The organism is Heyndrickxia sp. FSL W8-0423 (genome assembly GCF_038009395.1).
Taxonomy (GTDB): Bacteria; Bacillota; Bacilli; order Bacillales; family Bacillaceae_C; genus Heyndrickxia; species Heyndrickxia sporothermodurans.
Window position 1 is genome coordinate 1,359,118 of record NZ_JBBPBE010000001.1, and the last position, 24,452, is coordinate 1,383,569.

At 37.3% G+C, this 24,452-nt stretch carries 22 protein-coding genes, 1 pseudogene and 1 riboswitch; of the genes and pseudogenes, 13 read left to right on the forward strand and 10 right to left on the reverse strand.

Translation table 11 applies throughout. From position 1 onward, the window contains the following. Positions 1-336: 336 nt before the first annotated feature. Both MKY81_RS06850 and MKY81_RS06855 read left to right on the forward strand, forming a co-directional pair. Positions 337-1,275, forward strand: coding sequence for a ring-cleaving dioxygenase (locus tag MKY81_RS06850; RefSeq protein ID WP_107920183.1), 939 nt, complete (start codon positions 337-339; stop codon positions 1,273-1,275). A 3-nt stretch (positions 1,276-1,278) separates the two neighbouring features. Beyond that, the gene (locus tag MKY81_RS06855; protein ID WP_108072770.1) at positions 1,279-1,887 is read left to right on the forward strand and encodes an alpha/beta hydrolase; all 609 of its coding nucleotides are present in this window, start codon (positions 1,279-1,281) and stop codon (positions 1,885-1,887) included. Positions 1,888-1,919: 32 nt separating this feature from the next. On the opposite strand, the gene MKY81_RS06860 is transcribed toward MKY81_RS06855, so the two are convergent. The 4 genes from MKY81_RS06860 to MKY81_RS06875 form a co-directional block, all read right to left on the reverse strand. Next, positions 1,920-2,486, reverse strand: coding sequence for a GNAT family N-acetyltransferase (locus MKY81_RS06860; RefSeq protein WP_107920184.1), 567 nt, complete (start codon positions 2,484-2,486; stop codon positions 1,920-1,922). Between the two features lie 114 nt (positions 2,487-2,600). Next, on the reverse strand, positions 2,601-3,068 hold the full coding sequence (locus MKY81_RS06865; protein WP_066227752.1) for an S-ribosylhomocysteine lyase: 468 nt from the start codon (positions 3,066-3,068) through the stop codon (positions 2,601-2,603). A gap of 60 nt (positions 3,069-3,128) precedes the next feature. Beyond that, complete coding sequence (locus MKY81_RS06870) at positions 3,129-4,469, reverse strand: Na+/H+ antiporter NhaC family protein (RefSeq protein ID WP_066227756.1); 1,341 nt, start codon at positions 4,467-4,469, stop codon at positions 3,129-3,131. A gap of 12 nt (positions 4,470-4,481) precedes the next feature. Next, positions 4,482-4,592: an SDR family oxidoreductase gene (locus MKY81_RS06875; protein ID WP_236011775.1), complete on the reverse strand. Its 111-nt coding sequence runs from the start codon at positions 4,590-4,592 to the stop codon at positions 4,482-4,484. 236 nt (positions 4,593-4,828) lie between these two features. Beyond that, positions 4,829-4,937, reverse strand: a riboswitch (SAM riboswitch). Positions 4,938-5,245: 308 nt separating this feature from the next. Between MKY81_RS06875 and MKY81_RS06880 the strand changes: the two genes are divergently transcribed. Both MKY81_RS06880 and MKY81_RS06885 read left to right on the forward strand, forming a co-directional pair. Continuing rightward, the gene (locus MKY81_RS06880; protein WP_341117244.1) at positions 5,246-6,049 is read left to right on the forward strand and encodes an arylamine N-acetyltransferase; all 804 of its coding nucleotides are present in this window, start codon (positions 5,246-5,248) and stop codon (positions 6,047-6,049) included. Between the two features lie 362 nt (positions 6,050-6,411). Further along, positions 6,412-7,323 (forward strand): diacylglycerol kinase, encoded by a 912-nt coding sequence (locus tag MKY81_RS06885; RefSeq protein WP_066227762.1) that lies wholly within the window; start codon positions 6,412-6,414, stop codon positions 7,321-7,323. Between the two features lie 38 nt (positions 7,324-7,361). Here the strand turns inward: MKY81_RS06885 and putP are convergent, their stop codons facing one another. The 3 genes from putP to MKY81_RS06900 form a co-directional block, all read right to left on the reverse strand. Further along, complete coding sequence (putP, locus tag MKY81_RS06890) at positions 7,362-8,843, reverse strand: sodium/proline symporter PutP (RefSeq protein ID WP_108072773.1); 1,482 nt, start codon at positions 8,841-8,843, stop codon at positions 7,362-7,364. Positions 8,844-9,680: 837 nt separating this feature from the next. Beyond that, the gene (locus MKY81_RS06895) at positions 9,681-10,247 is read right to left on the reverse strand and encodes a hypothetical protein (protein WP_108073727.1); all 567 of its coding nucleotides are present in this window, start codon (positions 10,245-10,247) and stop codon (positions 9,681-9,683) included. 76 nt (positions 10,248-10,323) lie between these two features. Beyond that, positions 10,324-10,821, reverse strand: a complete 498-nt coding sequence (locus MKY81_RS06900; protein WP_341117246.1) for a GNAT family N-acetyltransferase — start codon at positions 10,819-10,821, stop codon at positions 10,324-10,326. Between the two features lie 202 nt (positions 10,822-11,023). Between MKY81_RS06900 and htpG the strand changes: the two genes are divergently transcribed. From htpG to rlmD, 6 genes are all read left to right on the forward strand, one after another. Next, the gene (gene htpG / locus MKY81_RS06905) at positions 11,024-12,901 is read left to right on the forward strand and encodes a molecular chaperone HtpG (protein WP_341117248.1); all 1,878 of its coding nucleotides are present in this window, start codon (positions 11,024-11,026) and stop codon (positions 12,899-12,901) included. A 221-nt stretch (positions 12,902-13,122) separates the two neighbouring features. Next, positions 13,123-13,800 (forward strand): PspA/IM30 family protein, encoded by a 678-nt coding sequence (locus tag MKY81_RS06910; RefSeq protein ID WP_066235828.1) that lies wholly within the window; start codon positions 13,123-13,125, stop codon positions 13,798-13,800. A gap of 38 nt (positions 13,801-13,838) precedes the next feature. After that, positions 13,839-14,867 carry a TFIIB-type zinc ribbon-containing protein gene (locus tag MKY81_RS06915; protein ID WP_107919956.1) on the forward strand — a complete coding sequence of 343 codons (1,029 nt, stop codon included), beginning with the start codon at positions 13,839-13,841 and terminating at the stop codon, positions 14,865-14,867. Continuing rightward, on the forward strand, positions 14,864-15,655 hold the full coding sequence (locus MKY81_RS06920) for a TPM domain-containing protein (protein ID WP_325948491.1): 792 nt from the start codon (positions 14,864-14,866) through the stop codon (positions 15,653-15,655). Before MKY81_RS06915 ends, MKY81_RS06920 begins: the two co-directional genes overlap by 4 nt. A gap of 40 nt (positions 15,656-15,695) precedes the next feature. Further along, positions 15,696-16,673 carry an SPFH domain-containing protein gene (locus MKY81_RS06925; RefSeq protein WP_341117255.1) on the forward strand — a complete coding sequence of 326 codons (978 nt, stop codon included), beginning with the start codon at positions 15,696-15,698 and terminating at the stop codon, positions 16,671-16,673. Between the two features lie 151 nt (positions 16,674-16,824). Continuing rightward, a complete protein-coding gene (rlmD, locus tag MKY81_RS06930; RefSeq protein ID WP_341117256.1) occupies positions 16,825-18,195 on the forward strand; it encodes a 23S rRNA (uracil(1939)-C(5))-methyltransferase RlmD in 1,371 nt (456 codons plus the stop codon). A 61-nt stretch (positions 18,196-18,256) separates the two neighbouring features. Here rlmD and MKY81_RS06935 read toward each other — a convergent pair. After that, positions 18,257-19,675 (reverse strand): annotated as a pseudogene (locus MKY81_RS06935) (recombinase family protein); the annotation flags it as partial. Further along, entirely contained in the window at positions 19,672-19,836 is a 165-nt protein-coding gene (locus MKY81_RS06940; RefSeq protein ID WP_021837185.1) for a hypothetical protein, read from the reverse strand. The gene MKY81_RS06940 and the pseudogene MKY81_RS06935, both read right to left, overlap by 4 nt. Positions 19,837-20,493: 657 nt before the next feature. On the opposite strand from MKY81_RS06940, the gene MKY81_RS06945 reads away from it, so the two are divergent. Next, positions 20,494-21,495: a hypothetical protein gene (locus tag MKY81_RS06945; protein ID WP_021837186.1), complete on the forward strand. Its 1,002-nt coding sequence runs from the start codon at positions 20,494-20,496 to the stop codon at positions 21,493-21,495. 99 nt (positions 21,496-21,594) lie between these two features. Here the strand turns inward: MKY81_RS06945 and MKY81_RS06950 are convergent, their stop codons facing one another. After that, the gene (locus MKY81_RS06950; protein ID WP_021837187.1) at positions 21,595-22,101 is read right to left on the reverse strand and encodes a hypothetical protein; all 507 of its coding nucleotides are present in this window, start codon (positions 22,099-22,101) and stop codon (positions 21,595-21,597) included. A gap of 207 nt (positions 22,102-22,308) precedes the next feature. Here MKY81_RS06950 and MKY81_RS06955 point away from each other — a divergent pair, with 207 nt between their 5' ends. Together MKY81_RS06955 and MKY81_RS06960 are read left to right on the forward strand one after the other, a co-directional pair. Further along, the gene (locus MKY81_RS06955; RefSeq protein WP_326241313.1) at positions 22,309-22,902 is read left to right on the forward strand and encodes a restriction endonuclease subunit S; all 594 of its coding nucleotides are present in this window, start codon (positions 22,309-22,311) and stop codon (positions 22,900-22,902) included. Continuing rightward, positions 22,895-24,424 carry a type I restriction-modification system subunit M gene (locus MKY81_RS06960; protein WP_341117258.1) on the forward strand — a complete coding sequence of 510 codons (1,530 nt, stop codon included), beginning with the start codon at positions 22,895-22,897 and terminating at the stop codon, positions 24,422-24,424. Before MKY81_RS06955 ends, MKY81_RS06960 begins: the two co-directional genes overlap by 8 nt. Positions 24,425-24,452: the final 28 nt, after the last annotated feature.

Below are 24,452 nucleotides of genomic sequence, written 5' to 3' on the forward strand. Positions count from 1 at the left end.
CGTGTGATCCGGTTACACGTCTTTTATTATAATAAGGATAGGAATGCGATAGATTTATGAAGTAGAAGGTCAAAAATGTAAAAGGAAAGCGGCTTTATATAAAGATTTATGGAGTAGAAGGCCAAAAATGTAAAAGGAAAGCCGGCTTGTATATAGATTTTCTGTTTAGAAGGTCAAAAATGTAAAAGGAACCCCTGGCTGTATATAAATTTTTGAAGTATATGACCAAGAATCGATAACTTCATTTGACGAAGGGGAAAATTTTTTATATAATTATCTCGAATTCGAGATAATTTCGCATTGACATAAATTACTCTTTTGAAAGGAGATACACATATGAAAAGTGTAGGAATCCATCATATTACTGCGATTGTTGGTGATCCGCAAGAAAACGTCCATTTTTATTCCGATATATTAGGCCTTCGATTAGTAAAGAAAACGGTAAACTTCGATGATCCTGGCACGTATCATTTGTACTTTGGGGACAAAAACGGCACCCCAGGTACAATTATTACCTTTTTTCCTTGGGAAAATGCCTATCCAGGTAAAATTGGAGATGGGCAGGTTGGAGTCACATCCTACGCGGTTCCAACAGGTGCATTACCATTTTGGAAAAGGAGATTAAACGAACACAATATTGAATTTATGACCATTATACGTTTCGATGAAGAATCCATTCTTTTTAAAGATCCACATGGATTACTATTGGAAATCGTGGAAAGAGAAGAAGGCAACACAAGTGAATGGAGTGTTGGTCAAATCCATTCCGAAGTAGCAATCAAAGGTTTTGCCGGCGCAACACTATTTTCAAGCTCACCTAATCAAACAATGAGATTAATAGAAGAAAACCTAGGCTTGCAAAAGGTGGGGGAGGATGAAGAATATATCCGATTTAAATCCGAAGCAGATATTGGCAATATCATTGATGTAAAACGCACTCCTTATGGTAGCAGAGGGAAAATGGGGGTCGGAACGGTACACCATATTGCATGGCGAACGAAAGATGATGAGGAACAAATTCAATGGCAAACGTATTTAAATGAACTAGGATATCAAGTAACACCTGTTCAAGATCGTAATTACTTTAATTCCGTTTATTTTCGCGAAACAGGTGGAATCTTATTCGAGATTGCAACTGATCCACCAGGTTTTATGATTGACGAGCCAGTGGATAATCTAGGTGATAAATTAATGCTTCCTCCAAGATATGAAATGTATAGAGAACGGCTAGAAACGGTATTACCACCGATTACACCAAGTAAAAGGAGTGAATGAAACATGAAACATTATTTTCAAAAGGGAACCAACAGTTCGAAACCTGTATTATTGTTACTACATGGAACAGGTGGAAATGAACATTCATTATTACAGCTTGCCGAAATGATTGACCCAGAAGCACCCGTGTTAAGTGTAAGAGGGAATGTGCTTGAGCATGGAATGCCACGTTTTTTTAAACGATTAAGTGAAGGAGTATTTGATTTAGAGGATTTAGAATTTAGAACAAAGGAACTCTCTAACTTCCTTGATGAAGCGGCAAAGGAACATGACTTTGATCGTAAAAATATTGTTGCGGTTGGCTATTCAAATGGAGCAAATATCGCTGCAAGCTTGCTCTTTTATTTTGAAAAAGCGTTACAAGGTGCGATTCTATTCCATCCAATGGTGCCAAGAAGAGATTTAAACATTCCTTCTTTAAAAAATACACCAATTTTTATTGGGGCAGGCACAAATGATCCGTTAATTCGTACATCTGAAACTGAGGAATTAAAAACAATGCTTGAAGAAAAAGAAGCAAATGTCACCATGTTTTGGGACCACTATGGCCATCAACTAACAGAAGCAGAAGTGATGAACGCCGTGAAATGGTATCGCGAAAATTTCTCATAACAGTAATAGAAGCAGCTTACTTTAGGCTGCTTCTAACTTGTTAAAAATTCTTCTACTAATATCGAGTATACCTTCAAATCGCGGTGTTTCCCTTTTATAAACATCCCTTTTCTAGTCGTTCCTTCGTACGACATTCCGATCTTTTCCATTACTCGCTGTGAACCGATGTTTTCAGTGAAGCATCTTGCCTGAACACGAACTAGTTCCATTTTATTAAATCCAAATGCCAGTAACTCCTTGGCAGCTTCCGTTGTAATTCCTTTTCCCCAGTATTCTTGGTGAAGAACATAGCCGATTTCCGCACTATTGTGTCGGGGCTGCCACCCGATATATTCAATGGTTCCAATTAATTTGCCATTTTCTTTATATTCTATTCCCCATGGTGCGGCCTTTTTGTTTTTGTATTGTCCAAGAACAAAATCAATGAATTCCTTTGTATCTTCTAACGTACGATGCGTATCCCAAGACACGTATTTCGATACTTCATCATTGGACCCATAAGAAAACATATCCTCTACATCTTCTCCGGTTATTTTTCTTAGTATGAGGCGGTCAGTTTCCAAAGTAGGCAGATCGCCATAGATTTTCTCAATATCCATAAAAGCACCCCAATGTTATTTTCTCTATTATATATGAAAATTTGAAAATATAAACCAATTTTAAACAAAACAAAAGCTGCCTTTCTATTGAAAAGCAGCCTGTTTGTACGATTATTAATCTGCGAATATCTCTTTCCATTCGTCTTTCTTCGCAAGTAATTCGCGAGCAAGCTCTTGGGCGCCTTCAAGGCTATGACTTGCAGCCCAGCCACATTGAATTTCATTACAAGCTGGAACTTCTTTTGCCTCTAATACGTCATTTAATGTTTTTTCTAACGCGTCAAGGATCCCATCATAATCATCATGGTTAAGGACGGCAAGGTAAAAGCCTGTTTGACAGCCCATAGGACTTAAATCTACTACATGATCGAGATGATTACGTACATTTTCAGCTAGTAAATGCTCTAGTGAATGAAGCGCAGGCATTTCCATATGCTCTTTATTTGGTTGCTTTAAACGGATATCGTATTTATGGATGACATCTCCATTTTGTCCATGAATCACTCCAGCTAAGCGGACATATGGTGCTTTTACTTTTGTATGATCAAGATTAAAGCTTTCTACATTCATTTTTTGTACCATGATATATTCACTCCTATAATAATTAAGTTAGATTTTGAATTATCTTTATATTATAACACATTATAAAGACTTTTCTTTTAAAGGCGGATTAGTAAGAATAGCCTTTTTTCTTTGAAGTTTTGGATATCCGACTAGTATCGCTATCACCCCGCAAATTCCCATCAAGATTGGATAGAAAGAATAAGGGAGTATGCTCACTGGTGAAATGGAAGCAATACTGGCAGCTGCGAGCAATTGACCTCCGTATGGAACAATTCCTTGCCAGCAACTAGAAAATAGATCGAGAATACTTGCTGATTTTCTTCCGTCAATTTCATATTCATCTGCGATATTTTTCGCTAATGGTCCAGTAATAATAATGGAAATCGTATTATTTGCCGTTGCGATATCCGCAACGCTGACTAAACTGGCTATCCCAAACTCGGCACCTTTTTTTGACCTAATTTTACTAGTGACAAAGTGTAATAGATAATCGATTCCGCCATTATATTTAATAATTTCCACTAAACCACCAATCAAAATTGCCACGATCGCAATGTCTTCCATACTCATGACGCCTTTTGCAACGGTTTGTAGAAATCCTAGAAAGTCATATGATCCATAAGCAATTCCGATGATTCCAGCAAAAATGGTTCCCCCCAGCAGTACAATTAAAACATTGACTCCGAGTAGAGCGGCGACTAAGACAGCTACATAAGGTAAAACTTTTACCAATTCATACGGATGATCGCCGGCAACACTTGCATGATTTCCAAGGGTGATGATTCCAAGAAGGATGGCTGTAACAATGGCACCAGGCAAAACGATAAAGAAATTCACTTTAAATTTATCCTTCATTTGTGTTTCTTGTGTTCGCACAGCAGCAATCGTTGTGTCTGAAATCATTGAAAGATTATCGCCAAACATCGCTCCGCCAACAACGGTGGCCATAGCTAATGCTGTAGGGATATCTGTTTGTGTGGCAATCCCCAACCCAATTGGCGCCAATGCGACAACGGTACCCATAGAAGTTCCCATCGAGGTAGAGATAAAGCAACCGATAATGAAAAGTCCCACCATTAATAAATTTGCAGGAAGCAAGGTTAATCCGAGATTGACCGTTGATTCAACCGCTCCCATTTCCTTGGCAACACCGGCAAAAGCTCCGGCTAAAACAAAGATGACACACATTAAAATAATATTTGAATGTCCAGCCCCTTTACAAAAGATATCAATCTTTTTAGTTAATGATTCCTTCCTGTTCATTAATAATGCGACTGTAGCCGCGATAATGACCGCCACACTTAAAGGCATTTTGGAAAAATCATTTGCAAGAATTCCCGTTCCGATAAAAAGAAGTACAAAAATTAATAATGGTAATAGTGCGAGAAGACTTCCTTTTTTTTCTTGTTGTTTTGTCACATTAATTCCTCCTTAGTTCATTGTCATTCCACCTGTTACGTTAATTCCTTGCCCGGTTATATAGTCGGAAAATGCTGATGCTAAAAAAACAACGACATTCGCAATATCCTGTACAATGACCACTTTTTCAGTTAAATCTAAACAATATATTTATTATTCTTATAAGAATAATTGGATATGATGATGGAATATTCCATGATTTTCTTCATTCCTTAAAAATAAAGGCTGTTTTCGTAAAGTTAGTTTTTTGAGAATGGACCGTTCCTTTCCGCTGCAGAAAAGCAACGACCTTTTAGAAAAGAACAAATAAAAGAGGCCACTCAATTTAAAAGAGGCCTCATCATACAAGAAATCGTCCTCTCTTATCTTTCAAAACAAGTGTTTTGCAGGATTTAGCACCGATTCATGATCATCATGAAAGGTTGCCGAGCTTCATAGGGCCAGTCCCTCCGCTACTCTTTATAAGAGATACAATATGAAATTAACGTTACATCTTATTTATTTAAATTACACAAATGCATGAGAAAAGTCAATTTAATTTTTTATAACAAAAAATTCCAGACATTGGCCGGATATAAAAGGGGGTATTCAATAAAGAAAAAAAGAATGAAACAAATTCCTTGTTTCCTATGTCTATAAATATATAAAGAAATAAAAAATAGATTAATATTAAGTTTTTCTAACATACGATTCAATCATATTGCAGGATTTTTCACTTTTTGCGAGAATGAATAAAAGATATATTTTCTTAATGGCATAATGAAAGAGTGGTAAATGTGGAACAAACAATCGAGGACTATTTAAACTATTTAAAATTAGAAAAAGAAACTCCATCTTTAAATTATTTGCAGCGGTTGATACAACAACATTTATCACGAATTCCTTATGAAACCTTCAGTAAGTTTCATTATTTTCAAGAGCATTCAAACTATGTTCCCCCAATTGAGGTTTTTGTAGAAAACTTAAAGGAAAAAGGTTGGGGAGGAACGTGCTATACATTAAACATGAATTTTTCCCGACTATTATCCCGATTAGGCTTTGCTTGTTCATTAGTAAGGGTAAACCCGGGCCATTTAGCCATTATGGTGACGCTTGATCAAAGGCAATATTATGTGGATGTTGGTTATGGCTCACCAATTATGAAGCCAGTTGAGCTAGAAGCAAAGAGAAAACATATTTTACATGGTTTTGGTGAAGAAATTGCTTTTACCCAAAAAACGATGGATAAATTCGAAATTGATCGCCGTTCGAATGGGAAATCCTTCGTAAAAAAGGAAATTGAGTGGACGCCGTTATCTGAGACAGACATTATAGAAGATATTCAACAATCCTACGTTGATGATGATGCTAATACAACGATGAGAAGAATTTCAGCTGTCCGATTTAATGGGCATGAATGCTATTTTTTAAGAGATCACACGATAAAGGTGATGACCTACCGAAATATCCGAGAAATTCAAATGAAGGATTTTAATAAATGGAAAACGACGGTACAAGAGGTGTACCAGATCGATGAACATTCATTACTTGAATCTGTGCAATTTCTTAAAGAACGCGGAGTGGTATTGTTTGAAAAATAATTAATTTGTAATTTTTGTACTAGCCTTAATGTGAGGACTAGTACTTTTTTTATAGGGGTTTCATTTTTATGCATAAATAAATGCATCATAGTGAATAATATAATGATTATTTTGGATTCATTTATTGGGGGTAGCTTGTTTTGATGAAATGCGACAAAAATTCAATAGTACTAGATTTTTACAATCAAAAGCGGTATGATATTGTCGTTAGAATTAATAAGTTATAATGGTCTGGCTATGGCCAGATTTTCTATGTAGAACGAGTTGAGTAGTATACCTATTTGTTTCAAAAAAGTTGTAATATATACTAAAAAGAGATGAGTTTTTATTTATTTTGTAACAAAAAGAGTAGGATGATGAAAATGAAACGAGCACGAATAATATATAATCCAACCTCTGGGCGTGAAGTGTTTAAGAAACATCTTGCGACAGTTTTGAAAAAATTAGAAGTTGCCGGATATGAAACTTCATGTCATGCGACAACAGGTGCCGGAGATGCGATTGAAGCGGCAAAAGTTGCTGTTAAACGTAAGTATGACATTGTCATTGCGGCCGGGGGGGACGGTACCATTAATGAAGTCGTTAACGGGCTTGCCGAACAGAAATACCGCCCGAAATTAGGTGTCATTCCAGTTGGAACGACAAATGATTTTGCAAGAGCTCTCCATATCCCGCGTGATATTGAAGCAGCAACGGATATAATAGTACAAGGTGACACCATCCCAGTCGATATTGGAAAAATGAACGATAGTTATTTTATTAATATTGCCGGTGGTGGGCGATTAACTGAATTGTCCTATGAAGTCCCAAGTAAATTAAAAACGATGCTTGGTCAGTTGGCCTATTATATGAAGGGTATTGAAATGCTCCCATCGATCCGTGCTACAGAGGTAAGGATTGAATATGATGGAAAATTATTCGAAGGGGAAGCAATGCTTTTCTTAGTAGGATTAACAAACTCTGTCGGTGGGTTTGAAAAGCTTGCACCAGATTCATCAATCAATGATGGACTCTTTTCGTTAATTATTTTAAAGAAAACGAACCTAGCCGAGTTTATTCGAGTCGTTTCTTCTGCAATTACAGGAAACCATGTGAATGATCCGAACATCATATATACTTCTGCGAATCATATTAAAGTCACTTCAACGGAAAAAATGCAAATAAATATCGATGGTGAATTTGGTGGACTAGTCCCCGCTGAATTTGAAAACTTATATCGACATTTAAAAGTATTTGTACCGATTGATCATATCCGTCCTGAAGATAGAGTTTAATAAAATCAAAAGGCCACCGATATTGGTGGCCTTCCACTTTACCCTTGTTTCAATAAGACTTTGCTTGCTTCGAATTCCTTTTCAATTTCCTCATTATGTTTGTAGGTAGCTAAGCTAACAACAATACCAACGATTAAGTTTGCAATAAACCCTGGTACAATTTCATAAAGTATTTCATCAAGTCCAACAATATTCCAAATAATGACGGTGACAGCACCGGTAATCATTCCAAAGAGTGCTCCCCAGTTGTTCATCTTTTTCCAGAATAAACTCAAGAATACAACCGGTCCAAATGATGCCCCGAAGCCTGCCCATGCATAAGATACAAGTTTCAAAATGGTTGAATTTTGATCAAATGCTAAAACAGTGGCAATAAGAGCAACTACTAAAACGGCCATTCGACCGAAGAAGACAAGTTCTTTATCAGAAGCATTCCGACGGAACATCAATTTGTATAAATCCTCTGTTAATGCACTAGAGGTAACAATTAATTGCGAAGATACCGTACTCATAATTGCTGCAAGAACGGCAGCTAAAACAAATCCTGCGACAAGTGGGTGAAATAATATTGATCCTAATAGGATAAATACTGTTTCAGCATTGGCTTTTCCAAGTGGAGCACCAATATTATGGAAATAAGCAATCCCAATTAATGCTGTTAAAGATGTACCTAGTAATGAAAGAATCATCCAACTCATTCCGATTCGTCTAGCACTTTTTGTTTCTTTAATCGTTTTAATTGCCATGAATCGAACGATAATATGTGGTTGCCCAACATAACCAAGTCCCCATGCAAGAGCAGATATAATCCCTAATACACTCGTTCCTTTAAATAGATCTAGGAGTGTTGGGTCGATTGAGCGAATTGTATTAAATGTTTCGACAGGACCACCTGTTTTAAAAATTGCAATAGCCGGTACAAGTAAAAGTGCAATGACCATTATTAATCCTTGAACAAAATCGGTCCAGCTAACAGCAAGGAATCCGCCAAACAGCGTATAAGCAACAACTACTCCGGCAACGATGAACAATCCGGTAGTATAATGCAATCCAAAGGAGCTTTTAAAGAAAACAGCCCCTGATACCATTCCAGATGATACATAAAAAGTGAAAAATATTAAAATAACAAGTGAAGAAACTACTCTTAAAAGTTTCGTAGAATCTTTAAAACGGCTTTCTAAGAAAGATGGAATCGTAATCGAATCATTGGAAACTTGTGTATAGGTTCGTAAACGCGGTGCTATTAGAATCCAGTTTAAGTAAGCCCCAATCGTTAATCCAATTGCAATCCAAGCATCAGCTAACCCATTTAAATAAAGTCCACCAGGTAGCCCCATTAATAACCAACCACTCATATCTGCAGCTCCAGCACTCAATGCGGTAACTGCCGGTCCTAAAGAACGTCCGCCAAGCATATAATCGGTTAAATTACTTGTCTTACGATAAGCGTAAAATCCAATTAATAACATCAGCACCATGTAAAGGCCGATGGCAATAAGTTTATACACATCTTCTGTCATCAAATCATCTCCCTCTAGTTGTATGAATTTTCGTTATAATGAATACCTTTTCATTATATAATAAAAGTATGTTTTGTAAAATTATAATTTTTGCTAATAATCCAAATGGAGCTTATTCCCCTATTTCATGAGCGATTAGTAGATAGTTAAATTGATATTTTGAAATAATAGTTTTACAGTATCTAGAATCTAGCATCAGCATACTTGTCTAACGAACCGCTTCTTTAAATTTATCTGCTCGAAAAGGATGGATACGAGAACTTTGGGAAAGTGCCCCGAGGTTGAAGTGCCCGAATGGGATGGATGCGGGAACTTTGGGGAAGAGATCCGGAGTTGAAGTGCCCGAATGGGATGGATGCGGGAACTTGGAGCAAGTGCCCCGGAGTTGAAGTGCCCGAATCGGATGAATGCGGGAACTTGGAGCAAGTGCCCCGGAGTTGAAGTGCCCGAATGGGATGGATGCGGGAACTTGGGGCAAGAGATCCAGAATTGAAGTACTCGAATGGGATGGATGCGAGCACTTTGAGCAAGAGATCCGGAGTTGAAGTACTCGAATGGGATGGATGCGAGAACTTGGAGCAAGTGCCCTGAGGTTGAAGTGCCCGAATCGGACGAATGCGGGAACTTGGGGCAAGTGACTCTGACTTAATCTACTCGAATTGAGCGAATACATGCACTTAGTACTTATGATCATTTGAATTATTCAATGAACATTTTTCCTGTACTATTCATTTAGCATATGATGATTAAAACGTGAAATAAATTTTTCCAGGCTTGTTTAAGGAAGGTCTTCAATAATTCATCATCTTAAAAATCATTTAAATTCCCATAACTCGTTCATCGTAAATGCCGATACTCTTTATAAAACGTTGCATACATATCAAAACATCTAATAAAGCTCATATGTAGATTGTGAATTTGTCTATTCAAGGTCGATCTTGAATGGAATTTGGAGTTTTTTAATTCGACAATCTCATTCTCCAAGGAAAGACATGTTAAAAGGGCTATCTTTAAATATTCTTTCGTTTCCAGTGAATATTTTTCGCGAAAGGCTAGTTCGATTAATATGTCTTTCGTCTCTTTTACTTCATTTAACATCGTATGGAGTTGATCGGATACTTTCATCTTAACTGGTTTACCACTGACTAACCATTGCTGTTCAAACATTGGCAGAATATATTGTGTACGATCGTCGGTTAGTGTGTTTTTCTTCTCCGAATTGTAGATCGCTTTAAAATCATTTACTTCTCTTTGGTATTCTTTTACAACAATATTACTAGCATTATAGGAAATTGATTTAGTAAAGCTAAAAGGTGAATAGGGAAAATACCAATTGATGCAAAAGAGAAATAACACAATGAAGCAAACAATTAAGCTAGAAATCCATAACCCTTTCTTTTTCACAAACTCCCTCCTTACTGGTATTAATTTTTTTTGTTTAAAAATTTCTTATAATATTTTTATTCATGGTACTCCCTCACTATTTAAGCAATTTATAAAGATAGTACTCATTAACCGGTTTTCCATCAATGATTAAAGAATGAACCTTTTCTCCCTCAATAATAAAGCCCATTTTTCGATATAAATTAACAGCTTTAACATTATCTTTTATGACGGATAGTTCTAGTCTTGTAAACCTTTTTTCTTTTGCCCATGCAAACAAGCTTTCGAAAAGACGGGAGGCAACACCACGTCCTCGATAATTTTCTTTAACACCTAATACTAGATATGCTGAATGTCTAGTCCGTTTTACGCTTCCTCCAATTGCAACTATATACCCAATGAGCTTTTCGTCGTCCTCTGCAACTAAAATGATCGAACGGTCATCATTTAAAAAGTTTTCGATTCTTTTTTCTTCTTTCTCAAGATCGATGACTCGTTCACCCGGTTCATAAAGCATAAATCCAGATTCATCAATTTCTTTACATAGCTGTGCAAATGCAAGTGCATCAGTTTGCTGTATAACTCTTATATTCATTCATCTCAACTCTTTCAATAGTGATTACCGAAAAGGTTTCGTTAGGAGGGCCAAAAATTCCTTCTTTAAGACCAAAGAATTAACCCTCCAATAAATTGACAGTAACCAATCATTTATGTTATTAAAATAATGTAGTTAGCACTCTTCGTGTTAGAGTGCTAAAATGAAAGATAGAGTATTTAATTTGGAAGGAGATACGAAAATGGCAAAGAAGGAATTTAAAGCAGAGTCGAAACGACTGTTAGAAATGATGATCAACTCCATTTATTCTCAAAAAGAAATCTTCTTAAGAGAATTGATTTCTAATGCTAGTGATGCGATCGATAAAATTTATTACAAAGCATTAACAGATGATTCATTACGTTTTGATAAAGACAGCTATTTTATTAAAATCGATGCTGATAAAGAAAATAGAACATTAAAAATCTCTGATACTGGGATTGGGATGACAAAGGAAGAGCTAGAAAACAACCTTGGAACGATTGCGAAAAGTGGATCCCTCGCATTCAAAAATGAAAATGAATCAAAAGATGGCCATGATATCATTGGTCAATTTGGTGTCGGCTTCTACTCCGCGTTTATGGTTGCCGACGAGCTAACCGTTATCAGTAAAGCACTAGGCAGTGATGAGGCATACAAATGGGAATCAAGAGGTGCCGATGGGTACAGCATTGAGCCATGTGATAAAGATTCCGTTGGTACTGAAATCACTCTGAAAATTAAAGAGAACACGGAAGATGAACAGTATGACGAATATTTAGATGAATATCGCTTAAAAGCCATCATCAAGAAATATTCCGATTTTATCCGCTACCCAATCAAAATGGAAGTAACAAGCAGCAAGCTAAAAGAAGGCAGCGAAAACGAATATGAAGAGTTCAAAGAGGAACAAACCATTAATAGCATGGTTCCGATTTGGAGAAAAAATAAAAGCGAGCTAACACCTGAAGATTATGACAATTTTTATCAAGAAAAACGTTATGGCTTCGATAAACCGTTAAAACATATTCATATTAAAGTCGATGGGACAGTAAGATACAATGCGATTTTATTTATTCCGGAAAATATTCCTTTCGATTATTACTCGAAAGAATTTGAAAAAGGACTAGAGCTTTATTCAAATGGCGTGTTAATTATGGAAAAATGCTCTGACCTGCTTCCTGATTACTTTAGCTTTGTAAAAGGAATGGTTGATTCAGAAGATTTATCTTTAAACATTTCACGTGAAATCTTACAACAAGATAAACAATTGAAATTCATTGCGAAAAACATTAAGAGCAAAATTAAACGTGAATTGGAAAGTCTGTTAAAAGACGACCGTGAAAAATATGAAAAGTTCTATAACTCGTTTGGCAGACAATTGAAATTTGGCGTTTACAACGATTTTGGCCAAGATAAAGACGTGTTGCAAGACTTAATCATGTTCTATTCATCAAAAGAGAAGAAACTAGTTACTTTAGATGAATATGTATCAAGAATGCCTGAAGATCAAAAATACATTTATTATGCAACAGGCGACTCAATCGATCGAATCGACAAACTGCCGCAAACAGAACTTGTCTCTGAAAAAGGATATGAAATTCTTTACTTCACTGATGATGTTGATGAATTCGCAATCAAAATGCTTATGAAATATAAAGAAAAAGAATTCAAATCCGTTTCTAGTGGTGACTTAGGCATTGAAGAAGAAAGTGAAAAACAAACAGAATCTGAAGAGAAAGAAAGCAAAGAACTTTTCGATTATATGAAAGAAGTATTAGCTGACAAAGTGAAAAATGTCAGAGCTTCTAAGCGCTTGAAATCACACCCTGTTTGTTTAACAGCTGAAGGCGAAGTATCCATCGAAATGGAAAAAGTTCTAAACGCAATGCCAAATAATCAGCAAGTAAAAGCAGATAAAGTGTTAGAAATCAATGTGAATCATGAAGTGTTTGCATCATTAAAAGCTGCTTTTGAACAAGACAAAGACAAAGTTAAATTATTTACGAATCTCTTGTACAACCAAGCTCTTTTAATTGAAGGACTCCCAATCAACGATCCTGTTGAATTTACGAATGATATTTGTAAAGTGATGGTGTAAAAAATGATTAAAAAAGGCTCAACTCCTTACTTTTGGAGTTGAGCCTTTTTTAGGTTTCAGATCGATCATATCTATTACTACACTTACTGGGGAGGGATATAGATATAAGAAAATGAAACCTTTTTTTAAGATTTTTAGTATATAGTTGTAGTAGGTATGAAGTATAAAAAAATATAAGTTAAAGAAAATTCATGAAGGAAAATAAGGAGGAATGAGAAAGTATGAGTATTATTACAAGATTTAAAGATATTATGTCCAGCAATATTAACGCGTTGTTAGATAAGGCAGAGAATCCTGAGAAAATGATCGATCAATATTTAAGAAATTTAAATAGAGATTTAGGAAAGGTAAAATCAGAAACGGCATCTGTCATGGCAGAAGAACAGCGGTCAAAGAGAGCTTTGAATGAGTGTCAGGAAGAAATGGAGAAAATGGAACGCTATGCGGTAAAAGCATTAGAAGCAGGAAATGAAGGTGATGCGAGAAAGTTTCTGGAAAAGAAGGGCTCATTAGGAACGAAATTATCAGAATTACAAGCTTCGTATCAATTGGCATCTTCTAATTCTCTACAGATGAAGCAGATGCATGATAAGCTTGTTGCAGATATCGGTGAACTAGAATCAAGAAGAAATATGTTGAAAGCAAAATGGTCAGTGGCTAAAACACAGGAACGGTTGAATAAGCTAGGGTCATCTGCAGCAGATTCAAGTCATTCCATTTCCGCCTTTGGGCGAATGGAAGAGAAGGTAAATCGCGCTTTAGATGAAGCGAATGCGATGGCTGAATTGAATGCTGGTCCGAAAGATGATATTGCGGATTTAACTGCTAAATATGATGATGCCCCAGATGTGGAAGATGAACTTGCTGCATTGAAGGAAAGAATGAAGAATAAGGGCTGATTCCTACCCATGCTTGATAAATACGAGGTGAGTAAAACGTGATACTTCATTATAAATGCCCGAACTGCGGCAGTGACATGGGGTTTGACAGTGAATCCGGAAAATTGTCCTGTGAAAGCTGCGGGAACCAGGAAACAATTGAAAATTACCCTGAAGAGTTAATCGAATCAAGATTTTCAGAAGATGAGGCAAAGGAATACCATTGTGAAAATTGTGGAGCGGTGCTAATTACCGAAGCGGAAACTGTAGCGACAAGCTGCAGTTTTTGCGGTGCAGGTGTAGTCATAGCTGACCGCTTATCAGGTCATCTTGCACCTGCAAAGGTTATTCCGTTTACCATTAGTAAGGAAGAGGCAAGAGAAGCTTTTAAGAAATGGTGCAGAAAAGGACTGCTTACCCCTAAAGGATTTATGACTGCGGATCGAATTAAAAGTATTACAGGAATGTATGTGCCGTTTTGGCTATTTGATTTAAATAGTAAGGTGCAAGTTGATGCGGTTTGTACGAAGGTCCGAACGTACACAAGAGGAGACTATATTTACACGGAAACGAAATATTATGATGCGTTCCGTGATTTGAACCTTGATTATGTAAAAGTTCCTGTTGATGCGTCTGAGAAAATGAATGATGAGTTAATGGATAAGCTGGAGCCTTATCCATATGAGCAGCTAAAGGATTTTAAAACCCCATACTTAGCTGGTTATATTGCTGAAAAATATAATTATACGGATGAAGAGTTGCTTCCTCGGGCGAAGCATAAAATTAGCAGCTATATCGACTCTTATGTTAGTTCTACTTTTTCCGGCTATCATTCCGTAAGCTATAGAAATAAGCAAGTTGATACGAGAAATGTGAAAAGTGATTATGTGCTTCTGCCTGTATGGATGGTCAGCTATGATTACAATAAATCCGAGCATACCTTTGCGATGAACGGACAGACAGGAAAAGTTGTTGGAAAACCGCCTCTCAGCAAGGGAAAAATAGCTATGTGGTTTGGGGGAATTGCTAGCGGCACCTTTCTTGCCTTAAAATGCTTCTCCTTATTTATGGGAGGTGGCTTTTGGTGAGTAAAGCGAGAAAAATTGGCCATTTCTTTATGTTATTGTCCATCATTTTTGTGTTATTTTTGCCGAGAATAACAGCGCAGGCGGAATCGCTTAATCAAAAACAATTTGTGTATGATGATGCAAAGCTGTTAACGAATGAAGAAAAGGCTGAGTTAGAGGCATTATCTAGTAAATTGAGCAAGGAAAGAAACACTGCTTTTCTCATCATCACTGTCAATGGAACAAAAGGAAAAAACTTCGTTCAATACGTAGAAGACTTTTACGATGAAAAAGCCCCGGGGTATGATAAGCCTCATGGAAATACAGCAATATTATTCATTGATATGAAAAATAGAGATGTGCATATAGCGGGATATAAAAAGGCAGAAGATTATTTAGACAATAAGCGCATTGATTTAGTTCTTGATAAAATAACTCCAGATCTATCAAATGGTGATTATTTTCATGCATTCTCAAAATTTATAACTCTTTCACATGAGTACATGGGATACAGGCCGGGGATTAGTCCAGACAATTTAGTGTTTAAGTGGTGGTTTCAGTTACTCATCGCTATAGGTGTTGCTGGGCTTATCGTTGGTTTAATGGCCTATAGATCAGGAGGAAGAGTTACCGTAAATTCACATACGTATTTGAATAGTAATCAATCAAGAATCATTAATAAGTCTGATCGATTTGTTAGACAAACCGTGACCAAACAGAAAAAACCGTCCAATAATAATAGCAGTAGTGGTGGAGGCGGAATTTCAAGAGGTGGTCACTCGCATAGCGGTGGCAGTCGCAAGTTTTAAAAAAGGCAATGCAAAAGAAGTAGAAAGGAGCAGATGCTAGGTGTCTATTTTTAGAAACCAATTTGCTAATGTAGTAGAATGGGAAGAATTCAGAGATGATATGATTTTCTATAAATGGAGAAATCGTGAAATTAAGAAGGGAAGTCGATTAATCATTCGTCCGGGCCAAGATGCGATTTTCCTAAACAATGGAAAAATTGAAGGTGTATTTAAGGATGAAGGCGAATACGATATCGAATCGCAAATCATTCCGTTCTTATCGACCTTGAAGGGATTTAAGTTCGGCTTTAACAGTGGCATGCGGGTGGAAGTCCTTTTTATAAACACGAAGGAATTTAATGTAAAATGGGGAACCAAAAATGCGATTAATATGCCTGCACCAGGGCTTCCAGGCGGAATTCCAATCCGTGCGAATGGCACATTTAATTTTAAGGTAAACGATTATATTGCCTTAATCGATAAAATCGCTGGTGTAAAGGAACAATACTTAGTAGAAGATGTGAGGACACGAATCACGTCCATCCTTGATCAGTTATTCATGAAATGGATCGCAAGGGAAGGTAAGGATATGTTCAACCTTCAGGCCAACTCCTTTGAAATTTCAAAAGGGATTCAAGAGGACTTAGATATGCAGCTCATTGATATCGGCTTATCAATAACCGGTTTCAACGTCATGAGTTTCAATTATCCAAAAGAAATTCAAGATATGATTACAAAAAATGCGTCATTTGGAATGGTTGGAAATGTCGATCGTTATCAGCAAATTTCGATGATTGATGGGATGGCATCTGGTAAAATGTCCGGGAGCGGGACAGCATCAGATATGGCTGGAATGATGATGGGAATGAATGTTGCAAATCAAATGATGAACCAGATGAATCAAAATCAGCCTAATCAAGCTCCTTCACAGCCACAGGCGCAGGCAGATGGGCAAAAGAAACCAAACTTCTGCCCGAATTGCGGAACCAAAACGGGGGAGGCAAATTTCTGTCCGAACTGTGGTCAGAAGCTTATATAACAAAACCGCTTATGATAAACCAGTTTTCTTTTTTAGAAATCTGTTTTTTTTTTGTAAAATTTATTCTGTGTCCTATGACTTCGCAAAGAAAACAATAGTGTGATACAATCGTTTCATTATATAAATCGGTACAAAGTAAAGGAAGAAACACATGAAAATTCAGCTACCCGTTCAAAAAAATGATTATATAGATGTCACGTTTGTTGATTTAACCCATGACGGAAATGGCGTGGCCAAGGTCGATGGCTACCCAATCTTTGTCCCCAATACTTTGCCGGGTGAAAAAGCAAAGGTAAAAGTGATAAAAGTAAATAAAGGCTACGGCTTCGGACGTTTAATCGAATTGTATGAAGCAAGCCCTTACAGAGTCGAACCGGACTGCCCAATTTATAAGGAGTGTGGCGGATGCCAGCTCCAACACTTAAGCTATTCAGGTCAGTTGAAAGCAAAGCGCAAACAAGTACAGGACGTTCTACAAAGAACCGGAAAGCTCGAAGATGTCGTTGTTCACCCTGTTCTCGGAATGGAGGATCCATGGCGCTACCGCAATAAAGCGCAAGTTCCAGTAGGTGAACGAGAAGGCGGACTCATCGTTGGGTTTTATCAAAACCGCAGCCATGACATTATTAACATGGAAGCCTGCCTCATCCAGCAGGAAAAAAATGATGTAGTCGTTCAAACGGTAAAAGAAATTTGTGACCGCTACGGAGTCCGCGCGTACAACGAACAAACACATAAAGGAACACTACGCCATATTATGGCGCGCTATGGTATGAAAACAGGCGAAATTATGATTGTCCTCATTACCCGTACGGCAGAACTTCCAAATAAGAAATCTATCATTGAAGAAATCATAGCTAAGCTGCCTGATGTGAAATCCATCGTCCAAAATATTAATCCGAAACGAACAAACGTCATCTTTGGCGATGAAACAAAAGTACTCTGGGGAGAAGAAGTCATTTACGATTATATCGGCAACATCAAATTCGCCATTTCAGCTAGATCTTTTTACCAAGTAAATCCTGAACAAACGAAGGTCCTATATGACCAAGCATTAAAATATGCCAACCTAACCGGCGAGGAGACCGTCATTGACGCATATTGCGGCATCGGTACAATCTCACTCTTCCTTACGGAAAAAGCAAAAAAAGTATACGGGGTTGAAATCGTCCCTGAAGCCATCGAAGACGCCAAGCGAAACGCTGAACTCAATGGAATTTCAAATGTGGAGTTTGCTGTTGGCGAAGCTGAGAAGGTGATACCAAAGTGGTATGAAGATGGAATAATTGCAGATGTACTAGTCGTTGATCCACCGCGAAAAGGCTGTGACGAAACCTTGCTGCAAACGATTATTGATATGAAACCAAAGAAGGTAGTGTATGTTTCGTGTAATCCGGCGACATTAGCAAGGGATTTGCGAGTGTTGGAGGATGGCGGGTATCGGACGGTTGAAGTGCAGCCGGTGGATATGTTTCCGCAGACGACACACGTGGAGTGCTGTGTGTTGCTCGTAAAAAAATAGAAGATATGTAAGGGTCCGAGAATCGGTAATGGATTCTCGGACTCCCATCTTCTTTTATTTCAATTCTTTCTATTAGTTTGTGTAGCATTTCTTCATCAAGAACGGGGTTTTGAACAAACCTTTCAACTTGTTGGATAAGTCTTGTAAAATCAATCGTTTGTTTTTGTTGAAGTAATCCCTTTTCTAATTTTATCTTTTCCCCATTCAGTTTAGCGATTTGGGTACTATTATCCTCAATGAGCAATCTGTATTCTTCATCTTGGATTTCACCACGTATTTTCATGCGTAGTGCAACCGTTTTGTCTTTCTTTATGTTTTCTATCTCCTTGAGAATTTTAGTGAGTTGTTTTTGATCCCGCTGAATGAAGTTTGCAATCTTTTTCTCAATGTCTTTTTGAATTGATTTTGTAGAAAGTGCTGAAAACAATTGCTTCACATCATTTGAAATTGCTTCAATCAATCTATCTTCTCTTACGTGGTGATCTGAACATTTTGTATGACCATACTTATTGTATGCCCCACAAATGTATCCTTTACGATTGGCTTTATAGTGCATGCTCTTACCACAATCAGCACAATAGGAAATATTTGTGAAGAGATGTTTTTTAGCATAGGGCCGTTTACGTTTTCTTTCAGAGATTATCTGTTGAACAACATGAAAATCATCTTTGGGGATAATAGCTTCATGTGTGTTTTCGATGACAATATAATTTGCTGAATCAATCTTTTTGCGTTTTTCCGTTGTTACACTAATTGAAGTTTCTTTTTGTTGTACTAGATTACCAATATAATGTTGATTTTCTAGTATTTTTCTAACTGTGGATCCATGCCAAAGTGAACTTGCATTTCTCTTTCCAGCAATTTCAGAAGGAGTCGGTATACCTTCCTCTAATAGCTCCCTTGCAATTCTGTCAAATCCTTTACCTGAGAGATAGGAGTTGAATATTCGACGCACTACATCAGGTGTAGAATCAACTCTGACCTTTAAAATTCCATTTTCAACATAGTATCCGTAGGGTGGAATGGAACCTTTAAATTTACCGATCTTTGCTCTGATTTTTAGAGCCGTCTTCACACGTTCACTTGTTCTTTGGGATTCTTGTTCATACATCCATGCGTATAACCCAAACATCTGCGTATTTCCAGAAAGTGTGTCAATGGCACCATCCAATGTAAGAATGTGAATCCCACGATGTTCAGCAAGATTTTTAATTTCATAGGAGAGTTGCCCATTCCTCGCTAATCGTGACAATTCTTTTGCTAGAATAATATCAAACTTTTTCATTTTTGCGTCCTCAATCATTCGTTTCAATTCAGGACGTTTCTTCGTTTTGGTACCGGATTGGATATCTAAGTAGATATCGTATAAATCCCAACCTTTTTCAGTTAATAGGTTCATAAACAATTCTTTTTGGTTTTCAAGAGATTGCTTTTGTTCTTCTTTGTTTGTTGATACTCGAATGTAAATTGCAGCTTTCAAGCCACTTCCTCTCCTTTCTTGTCTGAAGAGTCAGTGGAATTCACCTTATTATTATCATAGATTTCCTTGATAAGTGCGTCAATTTTTTCATTCAAGATGGATTTGTAAATGTCTTCGAGGGTAATCGGGGATTGATCGTTGAAGATTCTTTCGGGGGTCATTCTGTTTTCCTCCTGCTGTTTTTATTTTTTGTTGGAATCAAGTGATATGGGGATGATGTGGAGACACCGAAGGAATTTGATTCGAGGGTGTTTACCTTCGGTTATGATTTAATCTTACACAAGCCCGTAATTGAAAATCAAAATTCTTAGGTTCGAGGGTCAAAAAATTTTTTCACAAAGGGACGTTTATAGATAAGAGGAAATGGAGAAATGGGAAAGGCTAGTCCAAGAAATGTAATCATTTGCATGTGTAAGATAAATCCATTGGTGTACATAGTGAAGGCTGTATGTCATTGGAAAGGAAAGAGGATGGAAGAATAGTTGACACAATTCGATAACCAATAAACGAAACCGTAAAGCAATTCGTCTTTACGGTTTTTTCTTGTAATCAGACTTTGGTAAGTGTTGGAACTAACAGAGTGCAGAATCTTTACTTTTATGAACATGTTGTCATACAGTTGAACGATTTTTTTCGGGCTTTGATGAATATTTTCTTTACAACTACATAGCATGCAATACTTCGTGACACATTGGTTCCTATCCATGTGTTGGAGGTCATATAAATTAGTTTGGGACGGGAAAAACAGAGTTCTGAAAACTCTTGACAACAAAGGGATTCACTATTCCCGTGAACGAAAATAAAGGAGATGGTTTAATTTGATTCACACATTTGAAATGATGTTGCTCATAGCCTATTATGATGTTCAACATTTATTTTCCATGTACAGTGTAAACATTAACAAGTATGACTACTTTGGAGCTGCGGTTAGACAACTTAACAGTGAAGTAAAAAAGAGATTTCCTGCCTATTCTATTACTTGGATGAACTGTCGTGCGGATGGGGATTGGCATCTACATCTGAAGGTGGATGCTGTCAAACTGTTGAATAGAGGAGAGATTATAGAAGATGATTATGATTTGATAGAATCCGATATTCGAAAATTCCTTATCCGACACTTTGGACATTCGGATTATTTCGATTCTCATACGCTAACAAGAATTGATTATAGAATGGATGTGGAAATGCCAAATCCAAAAGACCGGGAACTGTTATTTCATCTACTTGAAAAATACACTGCTAAATATGCCTACAAACAAAAAATCAAATGGGGGAAGGATGAAAATGGAAATCCTTTTAAATATGACACATCGCAATATCATAAATGTAACAGTACGGAGTTGTTCATTTATGATAAAGAAGAAGAACGGATTGCAAATGGTGAGAAAATCCAACCGTACGAAATTGGCCGGGTCAGATACGAACTGAGATTGAAAAATGGTCATCTCAATAGTATGAAAAGAAATGATAAAGGAAAAGGCAGGCCAAAGAAATTAAGAAGCTACTTTTCATACCAACTATGGAAAGAGTACATGGAAAAGCACGTTCTGCCCATCGTTCACCGAGGTGATTACTATAAAATCACTGAAGCTGAGAAGCTAATTGGTCACAGTCAATTTTCAAAACGAAAAAAAGAAAGTCTTCGCAATTTCTTCGTTATGATCTCCAAAGGCAGCATTGACACCCCTAAGAAACACATGTCCCTACCTACTTATCGGAAATACCTTCATGAACTCGAAAGTATCGGAATAAATCCCATTCTCATTCCAAAAAACCGTACCGATTACCCCAATTGTTTAAAAAACCCTTTCAAAATCTAAAAATATTTGAACATAAAACACTGAAGGTGTTTAAAATGTGTTGCTCCTAACACTATAAACACATTTCAAAAAATTGTCCAAAAAAAGACAAGAGCTGTTTCATGGTTCCTGTCTGCCTTCTGGCTTATAGCGGTTCATTGCGTCAATCAGTGCTTGAGCTATTACATCTTGAGTTTTTAAATGAGGATAATATTCTTCGCAAAATTGGCTGAAATTCTCGTAAATGGCACTGTTCATCCTAATGCTTTTGTTGACGAACTCGGCATCTTTACTGTAGATGCGTTTATCTAGCAGTAAATTCCCCGCCTCTTCAAAATGATGAACAACTTTCTTCAAGGTATCTAAATGGTTCTTGATGAAAGTTATTTCATCACTGTGTTCGGTAGTGGTACTTGCCGTTCGTTCCGCTTCGGAGCGGACAAACGGATAGTATTTCTTGTCCGCTTGATGATAAAGGTAATCTCCCTCCCTCATAAGTTTACTGAAAGTGCTTGAAGGAATTCCAAGAAGTTTGCTGATTTCCTTCAAATCATACTTTTGTAGCATTTTGTTGACTTCCTGTACTCTTTTTGTTGGTGACATTGAAATGAATGTGTCTTTATCCAATTCACAAAACCCCTTTCTTTTTATGAAGTTAATGTATGATAGATAAAAATCTATTCGATATAACTGTACCTTCACTGTATTTTGTACAATGTATAGGGTTCGTTTCATCACGAAATAAAGATTGACTCTACCAATCAAAAAGTTATATACTGTATTTGACAATAATAAGTCAAATGATGGATTTAACATTCGAATGGGAGGTGTAACATGCAACTTGGTGATATTGCTCAAATACAAACCGGCCTTGTTCTAAGCAGAAAGAAAGCGGAAATGCCATATGAAGCAAAAGCTACATACAGTCTCCTCTCACTCAAAAATATAAGTGAAGACGGATTCATCGAAAATGATTCGTTTGAAGCGTTTATTAGTCATGATAAGCTGGATGACCATTATTTTACTGCAGAAGGCGATGTCCTGATGCGGCTGAGCCAGCCGTATACGGCTGTATATGTAGACAAGCACTATACCGGTTTACTGATTCCATCCTATTTTGCGATTATAAAGGTGGATCAGGAAAAAGTTTTGCCTCAATACTTGGCCTGGTATTTGAATACATCAAATGTAAAGAAGGAATTAGAACGCTCGCAAGCTGGCAGCAGGATTCCCAGCACCAATCAGCATGTCATCAGAAATCTTCCTTTTGAACTTTTGCCCACTTCCAAGCAAAAAACGCTGATCGAGCTTTATCAGCTCCACCAAAAGGAAAAAAGGCTTTACAAAAAATTGATGGAAGAAAAAGAGTTGTATTTTCAAACGATTGTCCAACAAATTTTGAAGCAGGGGGAAAGAAAAAATGGCTGAACAAATAACACAGGATAAAATTAACAGTGTGCTATGGCAAGCTGCCGATACTTTTAGAGGAAAAATTGATTCATCAACATATAAGGACTATATTCTGACCATGTTGTTCATCAAGTACTTGAGTGACACTTACAAGGAACATCTGGAAGAATATACGAAACGTTATGATGGAAATGAGCAGCGGATTCAGCGTGCATTGTCACGAGAACGATTTGTATTGGATGAACAATCCACATTTGATTATTTATATAGTAAAAGGAACGATCCTGAAATTGGCGAAATTATTAATAAAGCATTAGAGCGGATTGAAAATGAAAACACCGGCAAGCTGCGTGGCGTTTTCCGCAATATCGACTTTAACAGTGAAGCTATTCTCGGCAAAGCAAAAGAACGGAATGCCATGCTTCGTTCCTTATTGGAGGATTTTCAACAGCTTTCCCTTCGCCCATCGCAATTGGGCAATGAAGATATTGTCGGAAATGCGTATCAATACATGATTGGCCTTTTCGCTTCAGATGCCGGGAAAAAAGGCGGGGAATTCTATACGCCTGCCGAGGTATCAGAACTGCTTGCCCGACTGGTTAAGCCGCAAGAAAATGACCGTATCTATGACCCAACTTGTGGTTCAGGCTCTTTGTTGATAAAAGTGGCCAAACAAGTACCGAGCAGGAAAGTTGCCATTTACGGACAGGAGCGAAATGGTGCCACTCACTCATTAGCTTTGATGAACATGTACTTGCACGGCATCGATGATGCGAAAATTGAATGGGGCGACACACTCGCCAACCCGTTGCATCTGGAAGACGGCAAACTAATGAAATTCCAGATCATCGTGGCCAATCCTCCTTTCTCATTAGACAAATGGGCGATGGGCTTTGCTGGTGAAGGAACAAGTGATAAGAAATTCAAAATGGAACCAGGACTTGATCCATATAGAAGATTTGAGTGGGGAGTTCCACCAAGTTCAAAAGGGGATTATGCCTTTGTCCAGCATATGCTGTATTCCTTAGCGGAAAACGGACGTATGGCTACCATTCTACCTCACGGAGTCTTATTCCGGGGTGCAAGTGAAGGGAAAATCCGTCAGCAAATTATTGATATGAATCTATTAGATGCCGTCATTGGATTACCTGAAGGTTTATTCTATGGTACTGGTATTCCTGCATGTATCATGGTATTCCGAAAAGACCGCACACGTAAAGATGTCTTATTTATTGACGCATCTAGTGAAGGAAACTACGAAAAAGGGAAAAACCAAAACAAATTAAGAGAGCAGGATATTCGAAAAATTGTCGAAACTTATGAGAAACGGGAGACAATCGATAAATACTCCTATGTCGCAACATTGGATGAAATCAAAGAAAACGATTATAACCTGAACATCCCACGCTATGTCGACACCTTTGAAGAAGAAGAACCGGTCGATATGGAAGCCGTGAAGGAAAACATTGCGAAAATTAAAAAAGAACTCCAAGAAGTCGAAGCACAGATGGAACAGTATTTGAAAGAGTTGGGATTGTAGGTGAAAAGATGAATCAGTTTACCAAAAG